This window comes from Brevundimonas sp. AC546 (assembly GCF_979258305.1).
Window position 1 is genome coordinate 1,740,864 of sequence record NZ_OZ409849.1, and the last position, 26,229, is coordinate 1,767,092.

The window sequence follows — 26,229 nt, forward strand, 5'->3', positions numbered from 1 at the left end:
GATAGTGGGCGCGGTCGTCCCCCGCGACCGTGTAATCCCCCGGAGGAAGCCCCCATGTCGATCCGCCCGTTCGCCGCGCCCGGCCTCGCCCTCGCCCTGGCGGCCGCCGCCCTGTCGGCCTGCGCCCCCACCGTCGGCGGCGGCCTGCCGAACAGCGGCCCCGCCGCCTTCAATGAAAGCGACTTCGACTGGTCCCAGGCGCCCGGCCGCAACAGCATTCAGGGCCAGATCGCCTTCGCCCAGGACGGCAAGGCCTTCGACTGCGTCGCCAGCGTCGGCCTTACGCCGGACACCCCCTATACCCGCGCCCGCTTCCGCACCCTGTACGGCTCGACCCAGCGTGCGGCCGTGCCCGCCGCCGTGGTGCGCGCCCGCACCGTGGCCGACGCCAACGCCAACTACAGCAGCTATGTCCGCTCCGAGCGTTGCGAGAACGGCCGCTTCCGCTTCGACGGTTTGCCCGACGGCGGCTGGTTCCTGATCGTACCGGTGACCTCGGGCGATGCGCCTCTGGTGCTGATGCAGTCGGTGCAGACGCGCGGCGGCCGGGTCGTCTCCGTCACCCTGTGACCCGCATGCCCGTTCTCACGAAGATGCGACCCCGGTAACGCGGGTCGCCATCTTCTGGCCGCGAGCGCCCCGGACTGATCGCCGCTTCTGTGCGAGAGTTCGGGGAGCGCTTTTCTTGTCCCAACACAACATCATAGGGTCCGAGGCCTTTACGCGAGGGCCGTCGGTCATCATCCGCAAATACAAGGCGGGCGGCATGCGGCGGCGACGGTCGAAGACCATCGCCACCTTCATCGCCGGCGCGGGCGCCATGCTGGTGGTCGGCCTGATCGCCGTCGCCGCCGTCTATGGCCCGGCCGTAGCAGGCTGAGCCCTCTGGCTGGCCCTTTAGGCCAGCCAGACCATCATGCGGGTGTCCGCCTCGGCGAGACGCGCCTTGCTCCACGCCCGGCGCGTCTCGCCGGTGTAGAGGAAGCCCGCCTTCTCCAGCACGCGACCGGACGCCGGGTTGTCGGCGAAATGCCCGGCGACCAGCGCCCGCCGCTTCCACTTGCGGCTGGCCCAGACCAGGGCGGCGTCCAGCGCCTCGGTGGCGAAGCCCCGACCCCAATACTCCCGACCGATCCAGTAGCCCGTCTCGGGCACGAGATCCTCGCCCTCGAACAGGCCGATCACGCCGATCGGGCCGACATCCTCATGGTCGATGACGAAGGTGTTGGCGCGCCTCGGATCCTGCGAGGCGACCTGCAGCACGAAGTCGTCGGCATGGCCGATGTGGAACGGGTGGGGCATGCGCTTGGTCATGCGCGCGATGTCCAGGTCGTTGGCCAGGGCCGCGATGCGCGGCGCATCCTGGGGCGCGGGCGCGCGCAGCACCAAACGCCGGGTCTCGACGACGGGAGAGGTTTCGATGACGCACATGGGCGTTGCCTCGGATCTTCAACCGTCTCCTTGAAGGGCTCGGACGGTCTTCGAGGCGGGGAAACGCAAACGGGGAGCCTGGTGATCCAGACTCCCCGCGGAATATAATCCCTGGTCCAGATCGGCTGCTTTCAGAAGCAACGCCGATCCGGGAAGGTCCAGATCGCGTTACTCGGCGGCCATCGCCACTTGGGCGTCGTCATTGGCCGCGAGGATCGACACGTAACAACGGCCGCCCGCTTTCTTGGTGAATTTCACGGCGCCGTGCGTCAGGGCGAACAGGGTGTGGTCGCGGCCCATGCCGATGTTCTCACCCGGGTGGAAGGTGGTGCCGCGTTGGCGCACGATGATGTTGCCGGCCAGCACGCGCTCGCCGCCATACTTCTTCACGCCAAGGCGCTTCGACTCGGAGTCGCGACCGTTACGCGACGAACCACCGGATTTCTTGTGAGCCATCTTGCCGCTCCGTCTTTCTTGAGTGTCCTACCGGCCTTTCGGCCTACTTGAGGACGTCACTCTGAACTGTCTGGCGCCGCGAGGCGCCGGTGAATGTCTTAGGCTTCGTCGCCGGCGGCTTCAGCCTTGGGCGCAGCCTTCTTCTTGGCCGGGGCCTTCTTGGCGGGAGCCGAGCTCTCGACCACGACGCCCTTGACCTCGGCGCCGTCCACGTCGGTCACGACCGTCTCGGTCGAACCCAGCGAGGAAGTCGCATCGCGCGAAGCCAGGTTGCGGGCCCGCAGGTTGATCTCGGCCTTGGTGGTCAGATCGACCGTGCCGTCCCACTTGGCGGTCTCGCCGGCGCCGTCGATGCCGGTGATGCGCAGGACCGATTCCATCTGGCGGTGGCCGTTCGTACGGCGATAGCCCTGGCGACGGGTCTTCTTGAAGATCTTGATCTTCTCACCCTTGCGGGTCTCGACCAGGGTCGCACCGACGAAGGCGCCGTCGATCAGGGGGGCGCCCAGGGTCACGCCCTTGTCGCCGCCCAGCATCAGGACGCTGTCGAACTTCAGCTCCGAGCCGGCGTCGCCGTCGAGCTTTTCGACGACGATGGTGTCGCCCGGTTGGACCCGGTACTGCTTGCCGCCGGTCTTGATCACCGCGTACATGTTGAAGCCTCAGCGCAAACGCAAAAAAAGATACGCCGTCCGAGGGCACCCCGGGCGGCGAAGAGCGGCGACATATACGGAAGGGTGTCTGAGAGTCAACGCCGAACCCGGCGGAAATTCAGCCCCGGCCGGATTATCCCCGACCATCTAGTCGTTGTTCGACCAACCCGATATGGTCAAGCTCTGCACGCTGCCGGGGGGATACGACCGCATGACGACCGACGCTAACGACCAGGATCCGCGCATCGTCGCTGCACGCCGGATCGTCGCCGAAGTCTCCACCCATCTGCAGGCCGACCTGTCGCTGCGGCTGTGGAACGGCGAGGTCCTGCCGCTGGGGCCGACGGCGCGCGACGACATCCAGATCGTGATCGCCCGCCCCTCCACGATCCGGCGGCTGATCCTGAAGCCCGGCCTGATGACCCTGTTCGAACTGTTCGCGTCCGGCGACCTGCGGGTTGAGGGCGGCAGTCCGCTGGAGGCCGCCGACCGCTGGGACCACGGCCGAGCCGTCCATCTGGGCAAACGGGTGGACAAGTTACGTATCCTGCGCGCAGCCCTGCCCTTCCTGATGAAGAACGACGACCGGGGCGCGGGCGAACTGCCCGCCTGGGACGCGACCGGCGACGACGGGGTGGGCCGCGACCGGACCGGACGGCGCGACCAGGACTTCATCCAGTTCCACTATGATGTCGGCAACGACTTCTACGCCCTCTTCCTCGATCCGGAGATGGTCTATTCCAGCGCCTATTTCCCCGACCACGAGGCCAGCCTGGAAACCGCCCAGCGCGAGAAGCTGGACCGGATTTGCCGCAAGCTGAGGCTTCAGCCCGGCCAGAGCCTGCTGGATGTCGGTTGCGGCTGGGGCGGGCTATCCTGCTGGGCCGCCGCCAACTATGGCGTGCGGGTCCATGGCGTGACCCTGTCCCAGGCCCAGCTCGACTTCGCCCGCGCCAAGGTCGAGCGGCTGGGCCTGCAGGACCGCGTCACCCTGGAATTGAAGGACTATCGCGAGGTCGATGCGGTCGAAGCCTATGACGCCATCGCCCAGGTCGAGATGTTCGAACACGCCGGCTTCGCCAACCACGAACGCCATTTCAATCAGATGCGGCGGGTGCTGAAGCCCGGCGGTCTCTATTTCCACCAGGCCTCGGTGCGGCGCGGCGGCAAGGGGGCGATCAAGCCGACCCCGACGACCAAGGTGATCACCCGGTTCATCTTCCCCGGCGGCGAATTGGACACCATCGGCATGACGGTCACCAACCTGGGCCGGCTGGGGTTCGAGGTCCTGGATGTCGAGGACATGCGCGAGCATTTTGAGCTGACGCTCCGCGAATGGACCGCCCGCCTCTATGCCCGACGCGAAGAGGCCTATGCCTTGGCGGGCGAGGCGCGGTCGCGGCTGTGGATGATCTATTTCGCCCTGTTCGCCAAAGGCTTCGAGCGCGGCGGCACCCTGGTCTATCAGACTGTGGCCCAGAAGCGACGCGCCGGACCGTCGGGCCTGCCGCTGGATCGGGCCAGTCTCTATCGCTGAGGGCCTATATCGCTGGAGGCAGCTCAATCCAGCGCGCAGATGTCGGGCAGGCCGCGCAGGGCGCCGGCGTGGTCCAGGCCATAGCCGACCAGGAAGCGGTTCGGCGCCTCCCAACCGACGAAGTCCGGCTCGGGCGCACGCGGCGCGGGCCAGGGCTTCCTGGCGAAGACGCAGGTCAGGACCTCGGACGCGCCGGCCTCCCTGGCGATGCGGACCGCCTCGGCCAGCGACAGGCCGGTGTCGAACACGTCGTCCAGGATCAGGACGCGACGCCCGGCGATGGGGCGTTGGAACGGGGCATAGACGTCGATGCGGCCCCGGCTGGTCTGTTCGTCACCGTAAGAGGCCAACCACAGGGCGTCGAAGCGGACGTTGCGGCCGACACGCGACAAGGCGCGGGTCAGGTCAGCGGCGAACCACAGGCCGCCCGTCAGCAGCACGGCGGCGACGGTCTCGTCGTCGATCACGGGGGCGATGCGCCGGGCCAGGTCGGTGACGATGCGCGCCACCTCGGCCTCGGGCAAGAGAACGGTCGGCGTCGGGGAGGGATCAGCCATGATGCGAGGGCGATAACGCCTCACCATGCCCCTTGTCCACCGCGCCCACGGGTCGCGCGTCGATCGGCGCCGCTGTGTTCGGCGCCTCGGCGCCAGGCGCGGTCGCCGAGCGCAGGCCGTGCGCGGTCGCGGCACGCGTCGCCTCTGATGCAGCGGGCGGATGGTCGGCGGTCGGCTGAGCGTCATGAGGCGCCGCCTGCGTCTTATGATCGTCATGCCCGGCGGCCGGCTTGGCCGTGGCGGGTTTCGCGGGGGCGAAATCGACGCCTATGCCCGCGCCGTGACCGCCCGGATCGGGGATCAGGGCGGCGAAGCCCTGGACCTTGCCCGGCAGGACGGGTGCGGCGTCGATCTGGACGATCTTGAAGCCCACCTCGGCGCCGTTGGCGTCCACCAGGGCGACGCGGACGGGCGGCGAGACGATCTCGACGTCGCGTACATTGCGAATGGCGCCGGACACCACGACCATGCCGGGATGGCCGGGCGCGGCCTTGGCGGTCAGGGCTTCGAAGTCCAGCCCGACCGGGTTCACCGTGGCGCCAAAGAATTTGTAGGCCGAGGCCGCCTTGGGGAAGGCCTGGACGATCTCGACCCGGAACAGGAAGGCCGCCACGATCAGGCCGATGAAGACGCTGGCCAGGCCCGCCCAGACGACGCCGTGGGCGGCGGCGCGACGCAGCTTCTTCTGGCGGTCGGCGCGGGCGCGGAAGGCGCGGGGCAGTTCCGGCGCCGGGGTCTCGGCCAAGCTGGCGGTCGGCGCGGGTTCCGGCTCCGGCGATACAGTTGCTGCGCCGACTGGCTCAGGCGTCAGGGTCAGTTCCAGCGGCTCGTCGGGCGTGGCGCGCCACACTTCGCCGCACGACTGGCACCGCACCTTGCGGCCCTCTGGACCAACCGCGTCGTCACGAATGAAATAGCTGGTGGCGCAGGCCGGGCAGGTCAGTATCATGTGGCTGACTGCGAGGCTGTCGCCCCCTCCCGTAAGGCGCGACGCCGCGCCCTGTTCCTGAAACACATACCATGCCGCCCTCGCCCGCCGAACCCGCCCCCGTGACTGAGACCGTTCGCCTGTCGGGCGTCGGTTTCGGCTATGTGGGCGCGCCCGATGTGCTGAAGGACGTTAACCTCATTCTGCCGCGTGGCTCTTTCCACTTCCTTACCGGGCCGTCCGGGGCCGGAAAGTCTTCGCTGCTGCGCCTGCTGACGCTGGCGGACCGGCCCAGGACGGGAATCATCCGCCTGTTCGGATCGGATGTCACCCACATCGACCGGCGCGACATCCCCGCCTTTCGAAGGCGCATGGGGGTGGTGTTCCAGGATTTCCGCCTGCTGGACCACCTGTCCGCCTTCGACAATGTCGCCCTGCCTTTGCGCTTGGCCGGCGGGTCGGAGACCGACTACGCCGCCGATGTGCAGGAGATGCTGAAATGGGTCGGTCTGGGTCGTCGGATGGACGCCCGTCCCCCGGCCCTATCCGGCGGCGAGAAACAAAGGCTGGCCATCGCCCGCGCCGTCATCACCCGGCCCGGCCTGATCGTGGCGGACGAACCGACGGGCAGCGTGGACGCCGTCATGGCCGACAAGCTGCTGCGGCTGTTCCAGTCGCTGAACAAGCTGGGGGCCACGGTGCTGATCGCCAGCCATGACGAGGTACTGGCCCAGCGTTCGGGCGCGCGCGTCCTGAGGCTGGATGCGGGGCGTCTGAGCGAACCGTCGCGGGCCGCCGCATGATCCGCCTGTCTGACTTCAGCCTGTCCAGCCGCCGCCCCGGCCTGCTGCCGCCCGCCGCGGCCGGCGAGCCCTGGCTGATGACCGTCATCGCGGTCCTGTGTTTCCTGGCGTGTTTAGCCGCCGTCGCCGCTTCAGCTGCGGATCGCGCCGCCCACGGCTGGGCCCGGCAACTGGGCGCCGAGGCCACGGTGCAGGTGCGGCCCAGCGTCGGCGAGACCGGCGACACCGCCGCGGCCCGCGCGGCCGAGACCCTGTCGGGCGTCGACGGGGTCGAGGAGGCCGCCGCCCTGAGCCGCAAGGCGGCCGAGGATCTGCTGCGGCCCTGGCTGGGCGACGCCGTCCTGCCCGATCTGCCCGTGCCACATCTGGTGACGGTGCGGCTGAACGCCCAGGCGCCGGCCAGCGCCGTCACCCTGAGCCGAGCCTTGGCCGAGGCCGGGCTGGATGCGACAGTAGACGACCACAGCCTGTGGCGCGGCGAGGTCGAGCGGTCCGCCGCCCTGATCACGGCCCTGGCCGGCGCCGCCTTCCTGGCCATCGCCTTCGCCGCCGCCGCCGCCATCGCCTATGCGACCCGCGCCGGTCTGGCGGCCGGGCAAGGCGTGATCGAGACCCTGAGCCTGAACGGGGCGACCGACGGCGCCATCGCCTGGCTGTTCCAGCGGCGATTCGGCCTGATGGCGGCGGGCGCGGGCGCGATTGGGGCCGGGCTGGCTGCGATCCTGCTGGCCTTCCTGAGGTTCCTGGGCGGATCGGACGGGCTGTCGGCGGCGTTGCCGATCACCTGGAGCGACCTTGCGCTGCTCTCGCCATGCCCTCTGCTCGCGGCTACGGTTGCGGTTCTCGCGGCGAGATTCGCCGCCATGCGGGTGCTGGCGTCAGGCAGGCCGACAGAAGGGGGAGGCGCATGAGACTGTTGAGCGTCGTCGCCATCGCGGCCCTGATCTGGCTGGTCGGCCTGTTCGCCTTTGCGCATCGGGTGCGCGAGCTGACGCCCGCCGACGATCCCGCACGCGCCGACGCCATCGTCGCCCTGACCGGCCCGTCGTCCGAACGGGTCAACACCGCCATCCGCCTGTTGGAACAGGGCAAGGGCGAGCGGGTGCTGATCTCGGGCGTCAATCGCGAAGTCCGCCGACAGGAGCTGCGTGAGCTGACGCCCGGCTCCAGCCGCCTGTTCAACTGCTGCGTCGATCTGGGCTTCGAGGCCGAGGACACCGTCGGCAACGCCCAGGAGATCGCCGCCTGGACCCGCGCCAAGGGTTACCGCAGCCTGATTGTGGTGACCTCCGACTATCATATGCCGCGTTCGCTGGTCGAAATCCGGGGGCAGTTGCCGGGGGTGAAGCTGACGCCCTACGCCATCTCCACACCGTCGCTGGACAATGCGCGCTGGTGGCGGGCGGCGGTGACGGCGCGGCGCATGACGCTGGAATATATGAAATACCTCGCCGTGCTGGGTCGCGAGGGCGTGCGTCGCATCACCCGCGACCGGCCCGCCGCCGTAACGCCCTCCACCGACACGTCTCCTGACGAAAAGGCCGCGCCTTAAGTGAACACCCTGCGTTCCCTGCTCTTCACCGCCTGGCTCTATCTGTCGATGCCGGTCATCGCCGTCGGCCTGTCGCCCGCCCTCCTGGGTCCGCACCGCTATGCCCAGGGCGTGTGCCGGCTGTGGGCGAAGATCGTCCTGTTCGGCCTACGCTGGATCGCCGGGGTCAAGGTGGAGGTGCGCGGGCTGGAACACGCCCCTTCCGGCGCGGCCCTGATCGCGTCGAAACACCAGGGGATGCTGGACATCGTCGCCCTGCTGGCCGTCCTGCCCGACGCCTGTTTCGTGATGAAGAAGGAACTGATGCCCCTGCCCTTCTTCGGCTGGTTCGCCTGGAAGGCCAAGATGATCGCGGTGGACCGCGCCGGTCACGCCAAGGCCCTGAAGGACATGACCCGCCAGGCGCGCGAGCGCCTGTCCGAGGGCCGCCAGATCGTCATCTTCCCCGAGGGCACCCGCAACGATCCCGGCGTGCCCGGCGACTACAAGCCCGGCGTCGCGGCCATTTATCGCGATCTGGAAGGCCCCTGCTGGCCCGTCGCCACCAACTCCGGCGTCCACTGGCCGGCCCATGGTTTCCGCCGCTATCCGGGCACGGTGGTGTTCGAATTCCTGGAGCCGATCCCGGGCCAGCTGAAGCGCGGCGCCATGATGGCGTTGCTGGAAAGTCGCATCGAGACGGCTTCGCTCGCCCTTTTGGAGCCAAAGGCCCAGCTAGCGCATTCTGATCCGGCCTGAACTCCCCGCTCGGGCCTAATCATGGAAACGCCCGATGCTTCGCCCCCTTCTGCTCTCCGTCGCCTTCGCCGCCGTGGGCGGCTCGGCCCTGGCCCAGTCGCAGCCCTATGAGCAGGTCGAGACCCCCAAGACCTGGCGGGTCGAGGTCGGCGGCGGGATCACCCACGGCTTCAGCGCGACGGGCAATACCGGCGACGACATCAACTACACCGCCTGGGGTTCGGCCAACTACAAGGACGTGGTCTATGCCAACGGTCTGGACGGTGTGGGCTGGAACGCGGTCAAGAGCGACGACTTCCGCGCCGGCGCTCAGCTGCGCCCCCGCTTCTCGGCCGGCGACATCGAGGGTTCCAGCCTGGAACGCCCGGGCCTGGGCGCTGACGCCGCCCTGTATGCCTACAAGCGGTTCGGCGGAATCGTGGTCGGCGGGCGCATCGCCCAGGACGTCTCGGGCGACGACGCCGGGATGCAGTATTTCGCCTCGGTCGGCCATCAACGCGTGACGCCGGTCGGCCTGCTCCGGGTCAGCGGCTATGTCACCGGCGGCGACGACAAGCGCCTGCAACGCTATTACGGCGTCACCGCCGAACAGGCGCCGGGCAGCGGCTATCAACCCTACGAAGCGTCAGGCGGCCTGTCGGGCGCGGGCGCCGTCGCCTTCCTGGCCATTCCGGTCGGCAAGCGGTTCGGCCTCGGCGGTTTCGTCAACTACGAGCAGCGCCTGGGCGACACCAAGGACAGCCCCCTGGTCGACGACGAAGGCATCTGGCGCGCCGGCCTGATCGGCGTGGTACGTTTTTCAAGCGTGGACTGACGGTGGGAGTGTCTCCTCCCTATCGCGCAGCGATGGGGAGGTGGCGCGGCGCGTCTTCGCGCCGTGACGGAGGGGTTCTGAGCCGCAACACCAGCGCCTGTGGGACTTCAAGAGCCCCTCCACCACGCTGCGCGCGATCCCCCTCCCCACGATGTGGGGAGGAGACGCGGATCAGCCCGCCGCGAACTCGCTCAGCGCATCGATCACGGCGCGATTCTGGTCTTCGGTGCCGAGGGTGATGCGCAGGGCCTGGGGCAGGCCGTATCCGCCGACCGGGCGCACGATGATACCCTTGGTGTTCAGATACTCGTTGGCGGCGGCGGCGCGTTCGGCTGCGTCGAACATCACCAGCACGAAGTTGCCGGCGCTGGGCAGCACCTCAAGGCCAAAGCCGCGCAGGGCCTGGGTCAGGCGCGGCTTCCAGTTCGACACCAGGTCGCGCGACGCCGTCTGGTGCGCCTCATCGAACAGGGCGGCGGTGGCGGCGTCGACGCCCGGCACCGAGACGTTGAACGGCAGGCGGATGCGGTCGATGGCCTCGGCGACCTTCAGCGGCGCATAGCCGAAGCCTATGCGTAAGCCCCCAAGGCCGTGGATCTTGGAGAAGGTGCGGGTGACGACGATGTTCTGTGCGTCGCGGGCCAGCGGAAATGCGGTCTCCCAGTCGGCCTCGGTCACATATTCCGCATAGGCCTCGTCCACGACCAGGATCACGTGGGCCGGAAGCGCGGCGTGCAGGCGGCGGATTTCGTCGCCGGTATTATAGCTGCCGGTCGGGTTCGACGGGTTGGAGACATAGACGATCTTCGTCCGGTCATCGACCTGGGCCAGCAGGGCGTCGACCTCGGCCTTGAAGTTCGGCTCGGGCGCCAACTTGACCTGGGCTTCGCAGCCCAGGGCGCTGATCCGGTAGGCCAGAAAGCCGTACTGGCCGCAGACGATGTTGTCGCCCGCCGTCAGATAGGTCTGGTTCAGCAGGGCGAAGACCTCGTCGGAGCCATTGCCGAAGATCAGCCGCTCGGGCTCCAGTCCGTGGATCTCGGCCGCCGCGTCGCGCAGCTTGGTCGCGCGGCCGTCGGGATAGACGTGGATGTTCTTGATCGCGGCCTCATAGGCGGCGCGCGCCTTCTCGCCTGCGCCCAGCATGTTCTCGTTTGAGGACAGCTTCAGCGGCTCGGCGACGCCGGCGATGAACGACTTGCCGCCGACATAGGGGGCGATGTCGAGGATGCCGGGCTTGGGGGCAGGCGCGTCGGTCATGGGAAACCTTGAACTAATAGATGGGGGCGGCGCCGATGACGCCGTTCAGGCGGCCGGGCGCGGTCTTCAGCCGCCCGTCCTCGGCCTGCACATAGCCCGTCAGCATGAACAGCTTCAAGCCGCCCGCCGCCGCCAACGGATCGGCGACCAGTCCGGCCTCGCGCAGGGCCTCGACGATCTTGGTCTCGGACCAGCCGCTGTCGGTGACCCAGAAGCTGCGGTCGTCACCGGTCGGACCGGACATGTCCCTGGACACCACGAAGGCCTGGGGCCGTCCGCGTCGGTCGTCGGGCAGGGCGGCGACGATCTTCAGCTCGGGCCGGGCCAGAAGCCGCCCCCACCATGGCCGATCGGGCGTCAGGTCGATCACCGCGCGCGACCCGGCCTCGACCGCCTTCAAGGCGTCGTCCGCCGACATCGGCCGCGCGCCTAATCCATAGCGGTCGGTCGCCAGGGTCTGGGCCACGCCGCCGCAGACGACCAGGGCCGGGCCGGTCGCGACCTCCAGCCGGCCCCACACCGCCTTGACCGCTGCGGCCTCGGCGGGCGACGCGCCGTCCAGCAACTGGCGCAGGGCGATGGCCGAGGCGTCAGCCCGGTCGCGCGGCCCCGCCGTCACCCGCGCGCGCACCGCCACAACCAGGGCGCGGTCCAGCGCCAGCAGGGCCTCGTTCGTTTCGGGTTCGTCCAGCAGGGTCATCAGAACAGCTTGGGCGCCGGCGCCAGGGGGAAGGGGCCGAGCCAGGTGCGGCCGTCGCGGAACACCAGCGTCAGCGGCAGTTGCTCCTGACCCGTCGCTTCGGCGGCGCCCGCCGCAGCGGCGGCGCCGGCTGCGCCGATTCGGTTGACCGGCCCCTGCCGCGTCGCCATCAGGCCGGCCAGTGCAGGCAGAGGTTTCTGCGCCTGCAGTTCGACCTGTCCCGTCAGCCGTCCGTTCGCGTCGGCTCTCAAAACGTCGCTGCTGAGGGTCGCGCGGCTGTCGCCGGCCTGCAGGTCGCCGCGCACATTGCGGAACGTCCCGCCCGCCTTCGTCCAGGCCGAGAAGACCCCGGCCGCATCGCCGCCCGTCTTCAACAGGCTGGCCTGGCCGATCACGGCCTCTAGCTGGGTGGTCAGGCGGCCGTCCTGGGCGAAGCCTTCGACGGGGCCGTCCGCCCGCCCCTGCCCGTCCACCAGCCGGAACATGACATCGACGTCGTCGGTCGGCGTGGTGGAGCCTTCCAGATGCGGCCGGGCGTAAAATTCGATCCGCGCGGCGCGCGCGATGGGGAAGGGTTCGGCGCCGGTCTGGGTCGTGAAGACCGGATTGACCATCTCCAGCGCCAGATTGGGCCAGCGTTGATCGATGCCGCTGGCGCTCATGCGGATGGCGTCGCCCTTGACCGCGACCTCGCCCTTGCCGGCGCGGGTCAGCATCAGCCCCTGCGGCGCCACCACCACCCATTTGGTCGGCTGATAGGCGTTGGCCTCGGCGTTCAGTTCGGCCGCATTGATCGCATGCCCCGACGGCGTCTCGACCACCAGCTGGGTCAGGCCGACACGGGCGCGGAAGGGCCAGCCGGTGATCGTCTTGCCCGCGAACCGCACATCCCAGCCGTCCTGACGCAGGGTCTGGACCTGAGCCTCCAGGCGCGTGTCGATCTGGCGCGTCAGAAAGACCCACCAGCCGGTCCAGGCCGCCAAGGCGATCAGCACGAGGATGAAGGGCGCATAGAGGCCCTTGCGGCTGGGTCGCTTGGTCGAGGTGTCGGTCATGAAAACTCCAGTGTTCGGCGGTCCTATAGCGCAACGAACGGCGCGGGGATAAGGCGTTCTAGGCCGTCAGATCAGCCAGCACGGCGCCCGTCGCGCGCCGCGCCTCGTCCGGTGCGACGCCCAGCAACAGGCCCCGCTGGCCCGCATTGATCAGCACCTGATTGAACAGGATCGCCGTCTCGTCCATCGCAGTCGGCACGGACTTGCGCTGACCAAAAGGGCTGACCCCGCCGACCTTGTAGCCCGTCAGCCGTTCGGCGTCGGCGGGCTTCATCATCTGGGCCGACTTGCCCCCAAGCACCGCCGCCAACTTCTTCATGCTGACCTCACAGTCGGACGGCACGATGACGCAGGCGGGCGCGCCGTCGACCAGCACCATCAGCGTCTTGAACACTTGCTCGGGCGCAATCCCCAGCGCCTCGGCGGCCTGCAACCCCACGCGTGGCGCATCGGGATCGTAGTCGTAGGGAAACAGGTCGAAGGTGACGCCGGCCTTGGTCAAGGCGACGGTCGCGGGCGTGGTCTTGGACATCTCAGGTCGTCTCGGGGTTCAGGAAGCTGCGGGTCAGTTCCACCGCATCGGCCAGGCCCATACGCTGGACCTCGGTTCCCGGCGGCAGGCTGGCGAACAGGCGGGTCGGGGTGGCGGCGTCCAGCATCAGGAAGACCCCCTTGTCGTCGCCGCGCCGGATCAGCCGACCGAAGGCCTGGGCGATGCGGGCGCGGGCGAGCGCATCATCATAGCCCTTGCCGCCCAGCCGTTCGCGACGCGCCTTGTGCAGCAGGTCCGGGCGAGGCCACGGCACACGGTCGAAGGCCAGAACCCGTAGCGACCGACCCGGCACGTCCACCCCGTCGCGCACGGCGTCGGTGCCCAGCAGGCACGAGTTTTCCTCGACCCGGAACATGTCCACCAGCGCCCCGACCTCCAGCGGATCGACGTGCTGGGCATACAGAGGCACGCCTGACTTCGCCAGATCCGGCCCCAGCCGCTCATAGACCGCCTTCAGCCGGCGGATGGCGGTGAACAGGCCCAGCCCCCCGCCCCCCGCCGCCAGGAACAGTTCGCGCATCGCCGCCGCCGTCTGGCGCGGGTCGTCCTTGACCAAGTCGTTGACGACGATGACCCGACTGTTGGCGGCGTAATCGAACGGGCTTTCGACCTTCAGGGTGCGCGGCGGATCGATCAGACGGGCCGATCCTGTCCGCATCCGCGCGAGATCGAACGGATCCTCCTGCATCGGATCGGACAGGGTCGCCGAGGTCACCAGCACCCCGTGCGATGGCACGATCACGGCGGCCTCCAGCGGCACGGTCGGATCGATCCAGTGGCGACGCAGGGCCACGTCGTGGATACGGCCGAACGCCGTCTCGGCCGACAGCCAGTCGACGAAGTCGGGATCGGGTTGATCCCCCCCGTCCTCCAGCGCCGCCAGCATCGACCGCCAGCCCGGCAGGGTCATGCGCGCGCGACGGTCCAGACCGCGCAAGGCCCCTTCGATGCGGGACCGTTGCGAGCCGTCCAACTCGGCCGCCTCGTCATCGAGGATGTCCTCCAGATGCCGCGACAGCGCCAGCAGGGGCGCCTCGATGGCGGCCAGGGCCTGGGCCGCCGCGCGGGCGGTCTCGGCCACCGGATCGGTCACGGGCTTCAGCGCGCACTCCATGCCGAACTCGGGCCCGCCATAGGTATTGGTCTCCGCCGTGCGCGCCCGAAGTTGGTCCAGCGCGGCGGCGAGGAAGGCCTCGATCGGGCCGATGGGATTGACCTCGCCGGACGCAGGCGCGACGCGACCCGACACACCTTCGCCCGGCAGCGAAGCCGAGGCGCGGATCGCGTCCTGAAGCGCCTTCAACGCCGCGTCATTGTCGCCGACCATGTCGCCCAGCCGCTGTTCCAGCCCACGCCCGCGACGGCCTCGCCCCTCCGGCCCGCGGATCCAGCGGCGCAGCTCGGCCGCCTCCTGACCCGACAGACAGGCGGAAAAGGCGCTGTCGGCGGCGTCGAACAGATGGTGGCCCTCGTCGAAGACGATCCGCTTTAGGGCCGCCGTCTCGCCGTCCTGCTTCTGGCCCCGGGCCGACCGCGCGCCGTCGAACGCCGCCTGGGTCAGGACCAGCGCATGGTTGGCGATGACCAGGTCCGCGCGGCGGCTGGCGCGAATGGTCTTCTCCACGAAACAGGTGCGGTAGTGCGGACAGGCGGCGTGGACGCACTCGCCGCGCCGATCCACCAGGTTCGCCGCTCCCGCCGCATGGGCCGCCGGCATGGCGAACAGGCCGGGCAGCCAGCCGGGGAAGTCCCCGCCCGTCATGTCCCCGTCGCGCGTATGCAGCGCCCATCGCCCGGCCAAGGCCAGACCGATCAGGTCGCCGTTCCCCAGCTGGGCCGCCTGGACCATGTCCTGCAGGTTCAGGACGCACAGATAGTTTTCGCGCCCCTTTCGGATCACCGCCTTCTTCTTGCGCTCGGCCGGATCGGGCCACAGCGAATGGCTCTCGCGGTCGATCTGGCGTTGCAAGGCGCGGGTATAGGTCGAGATCCAGGCCGCCCCCTGGTTCCGCTCGGCCCACACGGAGGCGGGCGCCAGATAGCCCAAGGTCTTGCCCGTGCCGGTCCCCGCCTCGGCCAGCAGGACGCGCGGCCGCCCTTCTTCGTTGCGAGGCGAAAAGGCGAAGGCGACCTCGGCGGCGTAGTCGGACTGTGTCGGCCGCGTCTCGTCCAGACCAGAAGCCTGAAGCAGTTTCTCCAGCCGGATGCGCGCGCTCTCGCTGTCGACCGGGGCCGATCCCGCCTCGCCGCGCGGCGCCTCGTCCTCCCATTCGGTCAACCGCGACCAGACATCCATCCCCGACCCGCGATGCTGGCGCGCGCGCACGCCGCCGGCCTCCAGCGCCTGAACCACCCGCTCGCCCCAGGCCCAGCCGGCGCGCTGCATCGTCAGGGCCAGGACATAGGCCGCCTCGCGCTCGGGATAGGCCGGTTCCGCCAGTTCACGCAGCAACAGGCCCGCCGCCTCGCGCAGAGCCGACGCCTGCTCCTCCGCCGACTTCGGCTCGGCCAGGCCCAGCGACAGGGCCAACCCCGTCGGCGACGGCGCGCAGAACCGCGCCGGCCGCACGAAGGCGTAAAGCTCCAGCACATCCATCAACTCGGGCGACCTAGGCGGCGGCGTCAGCCCCAGCCGCCGCGCCGTAAGCGACGCATGGGCCACCAGCACCGCCCCGATCGTAAACACCCCCTCGGCCGCCCCCCGCCCGATCTTGCGCGCCCCCGCATCATCACACATCGCCCCCGCCCCCGGCGGCGTGGCGAGCGCCGGCGGCAGCGCCAGCCACGGCTCTGCGCCAGTCAGGCGCGTTTCAGCGATGACGGATTCGTCGGACACAAGCGATAGATAGCGACCTCGGGGCTGAAACGGAACGGGAACATTTCATTGACCTCCACGCTAAGCGAGGGTATGGCCATAAACGATAGCCAGATTGGAGAACCGGCGATGAGCTGGAGCGTGGCGAAGGCCAAGGACAACTTCTCCGAGGTCATCCGAAAATCCCGAACTGAAGGCCCGCAGGAAATTTCACTGCACGGCGAAGCCGCCGCCGTGGTGATATCCGCCGAGGACTTCCGACGCCTGAAAGATCCGCGCGCGTCGCGTGACTTCAAGGACTGGCTGCTGAACGGCCCGTCCCTGGAGGGTGTCGATCTGGAGCGCGACCGCCGACCGGCGAGGGAAATCGACCCCTTCTGATGTTCCTGCTCGACACCAACGTCATCAGCGAACCCAAGCGCGCGCGTCCTGATGCGGGGGTGATGGCATGGCTCGCCGACCAGTTGCTGTCGGACCTGCATCTCAGCGTCATCACCGTGGGCGAACTGCGACGCGGCATCGTCAGATTGGAGCCCGGTCGGCGTCGCGACGATCTGGATTACTGGCTGACTGATCTCATCCTGAGATATGACGCCCGCATCTTGCCGGTTGATCTGGAGGTCACCGAGCGTTGGGCATCCTTGGCCGAAACTGCTCGCGCCTTGGGCCGTCCGTCGGAGATGACGGACGAGTTGATCGCGGCGACGGCTCATGTCCACGGCCTGACGGTGGTGACCCGAAATCTTCGCCACTTTGAACACAGCGGTTGTCGTCTGCTCTCGCCGTGGAGCGAATGACGCCGCTTCCCCCGCTTTTCGCCGACTGGTTCGCGTCGCGCGGCTGGTCGCCTCGGCGGCATCAGTTGGAGATGGTCGCGGCGGGTGAAGCGGGCCGGCATGCGCTGCTGGTCGCGCCGACCGGCGGGGGCAAGACGCTGGCGGGGTTTCTGCCCAGCCTGATCGAACTGGCGGAGCGTGGGCCCAGGCCGGCGATCGGGCCGGGGTCGGGGGTGCATACCCTGTATCTGTCGCCGCTGAAGGCCCTAACCACCGACGTCGAACGCAATCTGATGACGCCGATCCGAGAGATCGGGCTGAACATCCATGTCGAGACGCGAACGGGCGACACAAAGCAATCCAAGCGCCAGCGGCAGCGGGATTTCCCGCCCGACATCCTGCTGACCACGCCGGAACAGTTGGCCCTGTTCTGCGCCTGGGAGGGGGCAAGGGCCTATTTCGCCGACCTGAAATGCGTGGTGCTGGACGAGGTCCATGCGATCTGGAGCGGGAAGCGAGGGGATTTGCTGTCGCTGGGGCTGGGGCGGTTGCAGAGCTTTTCACCGGGGATGCGGCGGGTGGGCCTGAGCGCGACCATCGAGGATCCCGATTTGATCCGGGGGTGGTTGGCGCCGGGTGATACGGACACAAAGAACCCCTCCACCGCTTCGCGGTCCCCCTCCCCGCACAGCGGGGAGGAGACGCAGGCCGAGCCGTCTCCTCCCCATGAAATGGGGAGGGGGACCGCTGGCGAAGCCAGGGGTGGAGGGGCTCTGGACGCCGTCCAACTGGTCCGTGGCGACCCCGGCGCGCCCGCCGTCATCGACGTGCTGATCTCCGAGGGCAAGGTGCCGTGGGCGGGCCACACGGGCCAGCACGCCATCCCGGAGGTCTATGCCGCCATCCAGCGTTCGACCCTGGCGCTGATCTTCGTCAACACCCGCTGGCAGTCGGAGTTCGTGTTCCAACAGCTCTGGGCCGTCAACGACGAGAACCTGCCGATCGGCCTGCACCACGGCTCGCTGGCGGCGGAGCAGCGGCGCAAGATTGAGGCGGCGATGGCGCGGGGCGACCTGCGGGCCGTGGTCTGCACCTCGACGCTGGATCTGGGCATCGACTGGGGCGATGTGGACTTGGTGATCCAGATGGCGGCGCCCAAGGGGTCCAGCCGCCTGGTCCAGCGCATCGGTCGCGCCAACCACCGGCTGGACGAGCCGTCGCGCGCCCTGCTGGTGCCCGCCAGCCGGTTCGAGATGCTGGAATGCCAGGCCGCGCGCGAGGCGGTCGCCGACAACGCCTTCGACTGGGAGCCGGTCCATATCGGCACCCTCGACACCCTGGCCCAGCATGTGATGGGCGTGGCCTGTTCGGAGGCCTTCGACATGCAGGCCCTGTACGACGAGATCGTCGGCTGCGGGCCCTATCGCGACCTGACGTGGGAGCAGTTCGAGGAGGTCGTCGATTTCGTCGCCACCGGCGGATACGCGCTGCGCACCTATGACCGGTTCGCGCGCATCGTGCGCACGCAAGACGGCCGCTGGAAAGTGCGCAACGAGCACATCGCCCAGCGCCACCGCATGAACGTCGGCGCCATTGTCTCGGCTGGCACATTGAACGTGCGGGTCGCCAGCCGCCGGGGCGGAGCGTCGCGCCAGCTGATCGGCGGCCGCAAGGTGGGCGAGGCCGAGGAGTGGTATTTCGAACAGCTGACGCCCGGCGACACCTTCCTGTTCGCCGGCCAGGTCTGGGCGTTCCAGGGCATTACCGGCACCGACGCCCTGGTCACCCACGCCAACGACAAGGATCCCAAGATCCCGTCCTGGGGCGGGTCGAAGTTCCCGCTGTCGACGTCGCTGGCCGACCGGGTGCGGACGATGATTCACGATCGCGACCACTGGCGCGTCCTTCCGCCCGACGTGCAGGAATGGCTGGAGCTTCAGGAGACCCGCTCGGTCATTCCCAATGCCGAATCCATGCTGGTCGAGACCTTCCCGCGCGGCAGCCGGCATTTCCTGGTCGCCTATCCGTTCGAGGGCAATCTGGCCCACACCACCCTGTGCATGCTGCTGACGCGGCGGCTGGACCGGATGGGCGTCGGGCCGCTGGGGTTCGTCGTCACGGACTATTCGCTGGCCATCTGGTCGATCAAGCCGATGGACGGGATCGACCTGGACGCCCTGTTCCAGTCCGACATGCTGGGCGACGATCTGGAGGCCTGGCTGGAGGAAAGCTTCATGATGAAGCGCTCCTTCCGCAATTGCGCCCTGATCTCGGGCTTGATCGAACGTCGCCAGCCCGGCGCCGAGAAGACCGGCCGCCAGGTGACCTTTTCCACCGACCTGATCTACGACGTGCTGCGCCGCCACCAACCCGACCATCTGCTGCTCAAGACCGCCCGCGCCGACGCCGCATCCGGCCTGTTGGACGTTGCTCGCCTGGGCCAGATGCTGGCGCGGATCGAGGGTCGAATTCGCCACCAACCCCTGACGCGACCATCGCCCTTTTGCGTGCCGGTGCTGGTCCAGATCGGGCGCGAGCGGGTGGGCGGGGACGCCGCCGAAATGATCCTGGACGAGAGCGCCGAGCTGCTGATCGCCGAGGTCATGGACGACGCGGAACCGCAAACCCAGTCGGGGGCCGCATGAACGCCGCCCTGCGCCAGACACTGTCTCCCGCCCGCAAGACCTGCGGATCGCTAAGCGTACGGATCGCGGGCGAGGCCTGCGTGCTGCGCTGTTCCGGGGCCATGTGGGTTCCAGCCTACGGCGCCCTGATCGTCGCGGATCTGCACCTGGAAAAGGGGTCCGCCTTCGCCGTGCGCGGACAGTTGCTGCCGCCCTATGACAGCCGCGCCACGCTGGACAAGCTTGAGGCCGAAATCGCCGAACTGGACCCGGCCATGGTCGTGCTGTTGGGCGACAGTTTCCATGACACGAAGGCGATCCCCCGCATGGCCGCCGAGGATCGCGCGCGGCTGGACCGGCTGGCGGCGGGGCGCGACTGGCTGTGGCTGGAAGGCAATCACGATCGGGAGGCGCTCGCTCGGGATGCGAACGCCGCGACCCGCCTGCCCGGCCGCATCGTCGGCGACATGGCCCTGGGCGGGCTTCGTCTGACGCATGAGCCGGAACCATTGACGGCCGAAGACGACCGGCGCGGCGAGGTCGCGGGACACCTGCATCCCGCCGCGCGCGTCGCCGCCTATGGACGCGGCGTGCGGCGGCCGTGTTTCGTCACGGACGGGTCGCGCATCGTCCTTCCGGCCTTCGGCGCCTTCACCGGCGGATTGAACGTGCGCGATCCCGCCATCGCCGATCTGTTCGCCGCACCGCCTCTCGCCGCCGCCCTGGGACGGGACCGGGTCCACGCCTTGGTCTGGGACGTGTTGCGATAGGCCGTTCGTAAACCGTTCAGCACGTCGCTTCACCGCATCTTGGCGGACGGCGATGCAGGATCACGGCGGATCAACGTCACGGACGCCGCCTCATGCTCACGCCCCGCCGCATCGTCATGGCCGCCCGCCTCGGCTTCGCCCTGGCGGCCTTGGGCATGGCCGTCCTGATGTTGGGACCGTTCCAGGGGCTGGAACAGGTCTTCGGCCTGAACGACAAGGCCGCCCACGTCATCGCCTTCTACGCCTTGGCCAGCGGCCTTTTCCTGATCGCGCCTCGACAGAGACGCGACGACCTGGCCCTGTATGTCATCGCCGCCGCATTCGGCATCGAACTGCTTCAGGCCCTGACCGGGCGCAGTGTGTCGGTCGTGGACTTCCTGGCCGGCGCCGCCGGTGTTGCGGCCGCGTGGGCGCCCGGCCGTATCGAACAGGTGCGCCACGCCTTCCGGCGCCATCCAGACCTGACCCTGTCGGAGATCGACCGGCTGGACCGCCGCCTGCGTCGCCGCCGCGTCGAGACCGGCCGCCCGGGCGTTGTCGTCCTGCGCCCCTAGGGCTCCAGCTCAATGTCCCAGTACAGGTAGTCCAGCCAGCTCTGGTGCAGATAATGCGGCGGGAAACGTCGGCCCGCGTCCTGAAGCTGCCAGGCGTTGGGGCGATAGGGTTCGCGGCGGATCGGCATCATGGCCTGGCGCGGCGTGCGACCGCCCTTGGTCAGGTTGCAGGGGCTGCAGGCGGCGACGATGTTCTCCCAGGTCGTGCGGCCGCCGTGCGAGCGGGGGATGACATGGTCGAAGGTCAGCTCCTTGGATTCCCCGCAGTACTGACAGGCGAAACCGTCGCGCAGGAAGACGTTGAAGCGGGTGAACGCGGGGTTTCGGTCTTGGTCCACATAGCTGCGCAGCGCGATCACGCTGGGAAGCTGCATCTCCATCGAGGGGGAGCGGACGACCTTGTCATACAGGGAGACCACGTCCACGCGGTCCTGATAGACCGCCTTGACCGCCTCCTCCCACGGCCAGAGCGACAGTGGATAATAGGACAACGGCCTGAAGTCGGCGTTCAGCACCAAGGCGGGAAAGCCGGAGGGCGGTCGATGGAGAACCTGCATCAGGCCCTCCCGCGCGGACGGGGGGATATCGAGGCGACAGAGGTGAGGACACGTCTCCTTCCCTAGTCTTGCAGCGACAGCCTACGCGTGATTCCCGCTCATCGCCATGACCAGTGTGCAGCGTTTTCGTGACGCGGCGTCAGAAGACCTGGACCAGTTCGAAACGCTCGCAGACGACCTTCATGCCCGGCGCCCAGCTGCCTTCGCGTCTGTAATAGGCCTCGTGCGCGTCCCGCCACCATGCGTAGCTCAGATCGCCCTCCCCCTCGGCGCGAGCGAAATCTTCGCTGACGTCTTCGAAGGCCATGATCTCGACTTGGGTCGTGCGGATGGCGCAGCGGGGCGCGCCCGCGCCGTCCAGGATCACGCTGACCTCGCCGACGGTCGGCATGATGTCGGCCTCGCACGCCGCCAGGGACGAACAGGTGGCCCGCTTGTCGCCCGCCAGCACCAGGGCCAGCAGTTCGTCGGCCAGTTCCGGGCTGTCGCCGAACGGCCAGCGCGGGGCGTCGCGATAGGCGGCGGGGATTTCGCTCATGACCTAGGCCCGGCTGGCGTGCGTCGGGAAGCCCGGCAGGGTCCAGCCCCAGCGCAGGGCTGCTGCGCGCAACAGGAAGCCTGACAGGGCCGCGACGATGGCGGCGGGCCAGATCGGCGTGCCGGGCGCCCTCAGCACCATATAGACGGTCGCCGCCAATATGGCCGCCGTGACGTTGATCTCTCGTCGCAGCAGGATCGACGGCTGACCCGCCAGGGTGTCGCGCACCACCCCGCCGAAACAGGCCGTCAGCGTGCCCATGACGATGCAGATCAGGGCCGGCGCGCCCGCCGCCTCGGCCTTGGCCGCGCCCATGACGCCATAGGCCGCCAGGCCTACCGCATCCAGCCACAGCAGGGCGCGGAACCGCCAGTCGCGCTGGCCCACCAGCCACAGGGCCGTCGATGCGAACAGGCAGACCGCCAGATAACGCCAGTCCTGCACCCAGAAGACCGGCAGGCCCAGCAACAGGTCACGCAGGGTTCCCCCGCCAACGCCGGTGATGGCGCCGAAGAAGGCGAAGGTGACCACGTCGTGCTTCTCGCGCGCGGCGGCCAGGGCGCCGGTCGCGGCGAAGACGGCGACGCCCGCGAAATCCAGCGCCGTCAGCACGGTCTGGGGATTGCGCAGCGGTTCGGTCAGGACGGGATCGAGCGGGGTCATTGCGCAGGCTCCAGCACGATCTCTCCGCGCTTGACGCCGGTGTACCAGGCCCACAGCAGATGGGTCGCCACCGCGCGATAGGGCCGCCAGATCTCGGCGCGGGCATAGGCGGCCTTCTGATCGGGTCGCACCTCCGCCCCGTCAGCCCAGCGGATCGCCTCCTGCAGCGCCACGTCCCCGCCGGGGAAGACGTCCAGCCGCCCCTCGCACATCAGCAGATAAGCCTCGGCCGTCCACAGCCCCACGCCCTTCAGCGCCGTCAGGGCGGCGATGGCGGCTTCGTCGTCGAGACTGGCCAGATGCTCCAGATCGATTTCGCCGGCGATCTGGGCCCGCGCGATGCCCTGACCATAGGTCGCCTTCTGCCGCGACAGGCCCATGCCGCGCAGTTTATCCAGATCATACGCCAGCAGCAGTTCCGGCGTGATCCCGCCCATCCCCTCACGCAGCCGCGCCCAGACCGAGGCGGCCGAGGCCACCGATACCTGCTGCTCCACGATCATGCGGAACAGTCCCTCGAACCCGCCGACTCGCAGCCGCCATTCGAAGGCCGGCGTCTGGGCATGCACCCGCGCCATGGCCGGATCGGCGGCGACCAGCGCCTCGCGCGCGGCGGCGATATCCTGGGGCGTGGGCTGAAGCGGCATACCTACCTATGACCTGCTCAGGCGCTCAAGGAAATGGAGGCGCTGGCGGATTTCGGCTGGCGACAGCGTGAGGTAATAACTATTATTGGTTGGTCGATTGAGGGTGCCTTTATGACCATGACCGTCGAACTGGGTGCGCTGGAACAGGTGGTGGACCGTCTGGTCCGCGACGGCCGATACGGCTCCAAGAGCGAGGTGCTGCGCACCGGCGTGCGGTTGGTGCAGGAGCATGAGGCCCGACTGGCGGCTCTGCTGGGCAAGTTGGAAGAGGGAATCGCCGACGCCGACGCCGGACGGTTGACCTCGCTCGAAGACGCCCGTGCAGTGTTTGAGGCCCGCTGGGCCGCCGAAGGCGAATGAGGGTTCGTCTCGCAGACGCCGCCTTGCAGGATCTGGCTGTGATCGAAGACCATGTGGCGCTGGACAGCCCGAACGCGGCGCGCCGACTGGTCAGGACGCTTTTCGAACGGTGCGAAACCCTCGCTCAAAATCCGCGACGCTACCCAGAAGCCGGCGTCACCGACCTGCGTAAGCGCCCCGAAGGCAGCTATCTGATCTTCTATAGGGTGACGGCCGATGTCGAGGTCGTCCGCATCCTTCACGCGGCGCGTGACTGGACACATCTGCTGGCGACGGACGAAGACTGAGCCGTGTTCACGACCCGCTTCGCCCCCTCGCCCACCGGCCGCCTGCACAGGGGCCACGCCTTTTCGGCGCTGACCGCTTGGACGGCGGCGAAGGCGGCGGGCGGGCGGTTCGTGCTGCGCATCGAGGATATCGATCCGACGCGGTGCCGGCCCGAGTATGAAGCAGGCATTTTGGAAGACCTGACCTGGCTGGGTCTGGATTGGGAGACGCCGGTGCGGCGTCAGTCCGATCATCTGGACGACTACGCCGTCGTGATCGAAAGCCTGAGGGCGCGCGGGCTGCTCTATCGGTGTTTTCGTACGCGCAAGGGCATCCTGAACGCCATCGGCGATGCGCCGCACGGGGCGATGGAGGCGGTGCGGCCCGGCCCGCATCCGGCACAGGAAGAGGCGCGCCTGCGGGCCTTGGGCGCGCCGTTCGCCTGGCGGCTGTCGCTGGACCGGGCGCGCGAGGCGCTGGGGGACGCAGCCTGGAAAGGTCTGAGTTTTGTCGAGGAGGGCGAGGGTCCGAACGGCGAGACCGGCGTGGTCGCCGTCGATCCCGAGGCGGCGGGCGACGTGGTGCTGGCGCGCAAGGATACGGGCGTCGCCTATCATCTGGCGGTGACGCACGACGACGCGCTGCAAGGCGTGAGCCATGTCGTTCGCGGTCAGGACCTGTTCGAGGCGACCCATGTGCAGCGGCTGATCCAGATGCTGATGGGCTGGCCGGCGCCGACCTATCGCCATCACCAGCTGCTGGCGGGACCGGACGGGCGACGCTACGCCAAGCGGGATCGCTCGGTCACCTTGGCTGAACTGAGAGCGGGGGGATTGACGCCCGAGGCCCTGCGCGCCGAACTGGGCTTCAGCTCCGGCGGCTGAAGATACGCGAGGCGCCGTAGCCGGTCAGGGCGGCCAGCAAGACGCACAGCACGCCGTACAGCCACGGACGACGATGGGCGAACTCGTAGATGTCGCGCTCAAGCCCGACCTTCTCGACCGTCAGCGTCAGGTTGGACACCGACTGCGGCTCACCGTTCTGGAACAGCCAGACCTCGGCGTAGTATTTGCCGGTCGGGGCGACGGTGGGCAGTTCGACCTCGGCGCGGAACAGGCCCCGGTCCACGAACTCGACCCCTTGAGAATCGGTGTCGTAGAGGGCGGCGGCCTCCTTCAGCCGGATCACGGCGCGGCGCCAGTCCAGATAGTCGTCGCCCAGCCGGCTGACCACCACGTCGCGCACGCCATAGCGGGTGACGGTGCGGCTTTCCTCCGGCGCGTCGATGCGCAGGTGATCGACCCCGACGCCGAGACGCCGCAGCTGGCCGAAGTCGGCGATGTCGCTGAGCGGGCGGGTGGATGCGGTCATGTAGAAGCCGGGCGCCCCCTCGAACAGCACGGGCCGGCTGTTCAACCAGACACCCGAGGTGCGGGTCTTCTTGACCAGACGGATCGGCGCGTCCGGCCCCCGCACCACCACGACGACATCGGCCGGTTCGGACGTCGGATTGAACACCGCGCCATAGAGGACGATGGACGCGCCCGTGAAGCTGGAATCGACCCGAACCTGGGCGTCGGTCAGGGCGGCGGCGACGCGCAGGTCGCCCGTCGTCGCCTCGGATCGATCTGGGGCCGGAGCCGGCGCTGTGATCGCCGGCGGGGGAGGAGGAAGCGCCTGCATCAGTCCGCGATCCCCGGCGCGATCATGAAGATGTCATTGGGGCGCACGAACAGGTCCAGCCCCATCTGAATCCCGACCAGCAGCACGATCAGCCCCAGCGCCGCTCTCAGTTCCTCGGCGCGGAACCGACCGGCGAACCGCGCACCGACTTGGGCCCCGACCACCCCGCCCAACAGCAGGATTGTCGACAGGACGATGTCGACCGTCTGGTTGCGCCCGGCCTGGAGAATGGTGGTGATGGCGGTGGTGATGATGATCTGGAACAGGCTGGTCCCCACCACCGCGCCCGCCCGCATCCGCAGGATATAAAGCATGGCCGGCACCAGGATGAAGCCGCCGCCGACCCCCATGATGGCCGACAGGACGCCGGCGAAGACGCCCAGGCCGAACGGCGGCAGGGCGCTGATGTACAGACCCGACTTGGGGAACTTCATCTTCAGCGGCAGACCATACAGCCACATCGGCCGCCGACGCTGCTTGTGCGGCGCAGGCAGGCCGCGACGACGGCGCAGGATCTCGGTCAGGCTTTCGTTCAGCATCAGCACGCCGATGGCGCCAAGGAAGACGAGGTAGGAGACGGCGACGACCAGGTCGGCCTGACCCAGCAGGCGCAGGTATCGAAACAGCTCGACCCCCGCCAGGGCGCCGACCGCGCCGCCGGCCGCCATGACCGAACCCATCTTGAAATCGACCGCGCCGGCGCCCGCATAGCGGATGACGCCGGAAGTGGAGGAGGCGACGACGTGGCTGGCCTGGCTGGCGACGGCGACGGTCGGGGGAATGCCCAGGAAGACCAGGATCGGCGCCATCAGAAAACCGCCGCCGATGCCGAACAGGCCGGACACGAACCCGACCACCGCCCCCAGGATCACCAGGGTCGGCCAGTTCACCGAAACCTCGGCGATCGGCAGATAGATGTCCAAAGGACGCGCCTTCGG

Annotated in this window: 32 protein-coding genes; 16 read left to right on the forward strand and 16 right to left on the reverse strand. The window is 68.8% G+C overall.

Annotated features, from left to right (window positions below; genetic code table 11):
* Positions 1-54 precede the first annotated feature (54 nt).
* Positions 55-570 carry a hypothetical protein gene (locus ACZZZD_RS08615; RefSeq protein WP_463434273.1) on the forward strand — a complete coding sequence of 172 codons (516 nt, stop codon included), beginning with the start codon at positions 55-57 and terminating at the stop codon, positions 568-570.
* 115 nt (positions 571-685) lie between these two features.
* Positions 686-880 carry a hypothetical protein gene (locus ACZZZD_RS08620; protein ID WP_463434274.1) on the forward strand — a complete coding sequence of 65 codons (195 nt, stop codon included), beginning with the start codon at positions 686-688 and terminating at the stop codon, positions 878-880.
* A gap of 17 nt (positions 881-897) precedes the next feature.
* Here the strand turns inward: ACZZZD_RS08620 and ACZZZD_RS08625 are convergent, their stop codons facing one another.
* From ACZZZD_RS08625 to rplU, 3 genes are all read right to left on the reverse strand, one after another.
* Entirely contained in the window at positions 898-1,431 is a 534-nt protein-coding gene (locus ACZZZD_RS08625) for a GNAT family N-acetyltransferase (protein ID WP_463434275.1), read from the reverse strand.
* A gap of 168 nt (positions 1,432-1,599) precedes the next feature.
* A complete protein-coding gene (gene rpmA / locus ACZZZD_RS08630; RefSeq protein ID WP_159848772.1) occupies positions 1,600-1,887 on the reverse strand; it encodes a 50S ribosomal protein L27 in 288 nt (95 codons plus the stop codon).
* A gap of 98 nt (positions 1,888-1,985) precedes the next feature.
* Positions 1,986-2,540: a 50S ribosomal protein L21 gene (gene rplU / locus ACZZZD_RS08635; RefSeq protein ID WP_463434276.1), complete on the reverse strand. Its 555-nt coding sequence runs from the start codon at positions 2,538-2,540 to the stop codon at positions 1,986-1,988.
* Between the two features lie 211 nt (positions 2,541-2,751).
* On the opposite strand from rplU, the gene ACZZZD_RS08640 reads away from it, so the two are divergent.
* Positions 2,752-4,077 carry a class I SAM-dependent methyltransferase gene (locus ACZZZD_RS08640; RefSeq protein ID WP_463434277.1) on the forward strand — a complete coding sequence of 442 codons (1,326 nt, stop codon included), beginning with the start codon at positions 2,752-2,754 and terminating at the stop codon, positions 4,075-4,077.
* Between the two features lie 23 nt (positions 4,078-4,100).
* On the opposite strand, the gene ACZZZD_RS08645 is transcribed toward ACZZZD_RS08640, so the two are convergent.
* Together ACZZZD_RS08645 and ACZZZD_RS08650 are read right to left on the reverse strand one after the other, a co-directional pair.
* The gene (locus ACZZZD_RS08645; RefSeq protein ID WP_463434278.1) at positions 4,101-4,634 is read right to left on the reverse strand and encodes a phosphoribosyltransferase; all 534 of its coding nucleotides are present in this window, start codon (positions 4,632-4,634) and stop codon (positions 4,101-4,103) included.
* The gene (locus ACZZZD_RS08650; protein ID WP_463434279.1) at positions 4,627-5,583 is read right to left on the reverse strand and encodes an MJ0042-type zinc finger domain-containing protein; all 957 of its coding nucleotides are present in this window, start codon (positions 5,581-5,583) and stop codon (positions 4,627-4,629) included. The genes ACZZZD_RS08645 and ACZZZD_RS08650 overlap by 8 nt, the downstream gene beginning before the upstream one ends.
* A 71-nt stretch (positions 5,584-5,654) precedes the next feature.
* Between ACZZZD_RS08650 and ACZZZD_RS08655 the strand changes: the two genes are divergently transcribed.
* The 5 genes from ACZZZD_RS08655 to ACZZZD_RS08675 are packed head-to-tail and all read left to right on the forward strand — an operon-like array spanning position 5,655 to position 9,469.
* Positions 5,655-6,365, forward strand: a complete 711-nt coding sequence (locus ACZZZD_RS08655) for a cell division ATP-binding protein FtsE (protein WP_463434280.1) — start codon at positions 5,655-5,657, stop codon at positions 6,363-6,365.
* A complete protein-coding gene (locus ACZZZD_RS08660; RefSeq protein ID WP_463434281.1) occupies positions 6,362-7,276 on the forward strand; it encodes a cell division protein FtsX in 915 nt (304 codons plus the stop codon). The genes ACZZZD_RS08655 and ACZZZD_RS08660 overlap by 4 nt, the downstream gene beginning before the upstream one ends.
* On the forward strand, positions 7,273-7,917 hold the full coding sequence (locus tag ACZZZD_RS08665) for a YdcF family protein (protein ID WP_463434282.1): 645 nt from the start codon (positions 7,273-7,275) through the stop codon (positions 7,915-7,917). The genes ACZZZD_RS08660 and ACZZZD_RS08665 overlap by 4 nt, the downstream gene beginning before the upstream one ends.
* A complete protein-coding gene (locus ACZZZD_RS08670) occupies positions 7,918-8,655 on the forward strand; it encodes a lysophospholipid acyltransferase family protein (RefSeq protein ID WP_463434284.1) in 738 nt (245 codons plus the stop codon).
* Positions 8,656-8,689: 34 nt separating this feature from the next.
* Positions 8,690-9,469, forward strand: a complete 780-nt coding sequence (locus ACZZZD_RS08675) for a MipA/OmpV family protein (RefSeq protein WP_463434286.1) — start codon at positions 8,690-8,692, stop codon at positions 9,467-9,469.
* Between the two features lie 171 nt (positions 9,470-9,640).
* Here the strand turns inward: ACZZZD_RS08675 and hisC are convergent, their stop codons facing one another.
* The 5 genes from hisC to ACZZZD_RS08700 are packed head-to-tail and all read right to left on the reverse strand — an operon-like array spanning position 9,641 to position 15,774.
* Positions 9,641-10,729: a histidinol-phosphate transaminase gene (gene hisC, locus ACZZZD_RS08680; RefSeq protein ID WP_463434287.1), complete on the reverse strand. Its 1,089-nt coding sequence runs from the start codon at positions 10,727-10,729 to the stop codon at positions 9,641-9,643.
* A 13-nt stretch (positions 10,730-10,742) separates the two neighbouring features.
* On the reverse strand, positions 10,743-11,429 hold the full coding sequence (locus ACZZZD_RS08685; protein ID WP_463434289.1) for a hypothetical protein: 687 nt from the start codon (positions 11,427-11,429) through the stop codon (positions 10,743-10,745).
* Positions 11,429-12,484: a DUF2125 domain-containing protein gene (locus ACZZZD_RS08690; protein ID WP_463434291.1), complete on the reverse strand. Its 1,056-nt coding sequence runs from the start codon at positions 12,482-12,484 to the stop codon at positions 11,429-11,431. The genes ACZZZD_RS08685 and ACZZZD_RS08690 overlap by 1 nt, the downstream gene beginning before the upstream one ends.
* Positions 12,485-12,542: 58 nt before the next feature.
* Positions 12,543-13,016: a Cys-tRNA(Pro) deacylase gene (gene ybaK / locus ACZZZD_RS08695; protein WP_463434293.1), complete on the reverse strand. Its 474-nt coding sequence runs from the start codon at positions 13,014-13,016 to the stop codon at positions 12,543-12,545.
* A gap of 1 nt (position 13,017) precedes the next feature.
* Positions 13,018-15,774 (reverse strand): ATP-dependent DNA helicase, encoded by a 2,757-nt coding sequence (locus ACZZZD_RS08700; protein ID WP_463436108.1) that lies wholly within the window; start codon positions 15,772-15,774, stop codon positions 13,018-13,020.
* 171 nt (positions 15,775-15,945) lie between these two features.
* On the opposite strand from ACZZZD_RS08700, the gene ACZZZD_RS08705 reads away from it, so the two are divergent.
* From ACZZZD_RS08705 to ACZZZD_RS08725, 5 genes are all read left to right on the forward strand, one after another.
* A complete protein-coding gene (locus ACZZZD_RS08705; RefSeq protein ID WP_463434295.1) occupies positions 15,946-16,233 on the forward strand; it encodes a type II toxin-antitoxin system Phd/YefM family antitoxin in 288 nt (95 codons plus the stop codon).
* Positions 16,233-16,649 carry a PIN domain-containing protein gene (locus ACZZZD_RS08710; RefSeq protein WP_463434297.1) on the forward strand — a complete coding sequence of 139 codons (417 nt, stop codon included), beginning with the start codon at positions 16,233-16,235 and terminating at the stop codon, positions 16,647-16,649. The genes ACZZZD_RS08705 and ACZZZD_RS08710 overlap by 1 nt, the downstream gene beginning before the upstream one ends.
* Positions 16,646-19,273: a ligase-associated DNA damage response DEXH box helicase gene (locus ACZZZD_RS08715; RefSeq protein ID WP_463434299.1), complete on the forward strand. Its 2,628-nt coding sequence runs from the start codon at positions 16,646-16,648 to the stop codon at positions 19,271-19,273. Before ACZZZD_RS08710 ends, ACZZZD_RS08715 begins: the two co-directional genes overlap by 4 nt.
* The gene (pdeM, locus tag ACZZZD_RS08720; RefSeq protein WP_463434300.1) at positions 19,270-20,022 is read left to right on the forward strand and encodes a ligase-associated DNA damage response endonuclease PdeM; all 753 of its coding nucleotides are present in this window, start codon (positions 19,270-19,272) and stop codon (positions 20,020-20,022) included. Before ACZZZD_RS08715 ends, pdeM begins: the two co-directional genes overlap by 4 nt.
* 92 nt (positions 20,023-20,114) lie before the next feature.
* Positions 20,115-20,576: a VanZ family protein gene (locus ACZZZD_RS08725; RefSeq protein WP_463434302.1), complete on the forward strand. Its 462-nt coding sequence runs from the start codon at positions 20,115-20,117 to the stop codon at positions 20,574-20,576.
* Here the strand turns inward: ACZZZD_RS08725 and ACZZZD_RS08730 are convergent.
* The 4 genes from ACZZZD_RS08730 to ACZZZD_RS08745 all read right to left on the reverse strand — a co-directional run bounded on the left by ACZZZD_RS08730 (position 20,573) and on the right by ACZZZD_RS08745 (position 22,981).
* Complete coding sequence (locus ACZZZD_RS08730) at positions 20,573-21,133, reverse strand: HNH endonuclease (protein ID WP_463434304.1); 561 nt, start codon at positions 21,131-21,133, stop codon at positions 20,573-20,575. The genes ACZZZD_RS08725 and ACZZZD_RS08730 overlap by 4 nt on opposite strands.
* A 139-nt stretch (positions 21,134-21,272) precedes the next feature.
* Positions 21,273-21,671: an ASCH domain-containing protein gene (locus tag ACZZZD_RS08735; protein WP_463434306.1), complete on the reverse strand. Its 399-nt coding sequence runs from the start codon at positions 21,669-21,671 to the stop codon at positions 21,273-21,275.
* A 3-nt stretch (positions 21,672-21,674) separates the two neighbouring features.
* The gene (locus tag ACZZZD_RS08740; protein WP_463434307.1) at positions 21,675-22,334 is read right to left on the reverse strand and encodes a trimeric intracellular cation channel family protein; all 660 of its coding nucleotides are present in this window, start codon (positions 22,332-22,334) and stop codon (positions 21,675-21,677) included.
* The gene (locus ACZZZD_RS08745) at positions 22,331-22,981 is read right to left on the reverse strand and encodes a DNA-3-methyladenine glycosylase family protein (RefSeq protein ID WP_463434309.1); all 651 of its coding nucleotides are present in this window, start codon (positions 22,979-22,981) and stop codon (positions 22,331-22,333) included. The genes ACZZZD_RS08740 and ACZZZD_RS08745 overlap by 4 nt, the downstream gene beginning before the upstream one ends.
* 111 nt (positions 22,982-23,092) lie before the next feature.
* Between ACZZZD_RS08745 and ACZZZD_RS08750 the strand changes: the two genes are divergently transcribed.
* From ACZZZD_RS08750 to gluQRS, 3 genes are read left to right on the forward strand one after another with little or no spacing between them, the layout of a single operon-like run.
* Positions 23,093-23,341, forward strand: coding sequence for a type II toxin-antitoxin system ParD family antitoxin (locus ACZZZD_RS08750; RefSeq protein ID WP_463434311.1), 249 nt, complete (start codon positions 23,093-23,095; stop codon positions 23,339-23,341).
* Positions 23,338-23,628: a type II toxin-antitoxin system RelE/ParE family toxin gene (locus tag ACZZZD_RS08755; RefSeq protein ID WP_463434313.1), complete on the forward strand. Its 291-nt coding sequence runs from the start codon at positions 23,338-23,340 to the stop codon at positions 23,626-23,628. The genes ACZZZD_RS08750 and ACZZZD_RS08755 overlap by 4 nt, the downstream gene beginning before the upstream one ends.
* A gap of 3 nt (positions 23,629-23,631) precedes the next feature.
* Complete coding sequence (gene gluQRS, locus ACZZZD_RS08760) at positions 23,632-24,492, forward strand: tRNA glutamyl-Q(34) synthetase GluQRS (RefSeq protein ID WP_463434314.1); 861 nt, start codon at positions 23,632-23,634, stop codon at positions 24,490-24,492.
* Here gluQRS and ACZZZD_RS08765 read toward each other — a convergent pair.
* Complete coding sequence (locus ACZZZD_RS08765; protein ID WP_463434316.1) at positions 24,476-25,291, reverse strand: TIGR02186 family protein; 816 nt, start codon at positions 25,289-25,291, stop codon at positions 24,476-24,478. The genes gluQRS and ACZZZD_RS08765 overlap by 17 nt on opposite strands.
* Complete coding sequence (locus ACZZZD_RS08770) at positions 25,291-26,214, reverse strand: sulfite exporter TauE/SafE family protein (protein WP_135193904.1); 924 nt, start codon at positions 26,212-26,214, stop codon at positions 25,291-25,293. The genes ACZZZD_RS08765 and ACZZZD_RS08770 overlap by 1 nt, the downstream gene beginning before the upstream one ends.
* Between the last annotated feature and the right edge of the window lie 15 nt (positions 26,215-26,229).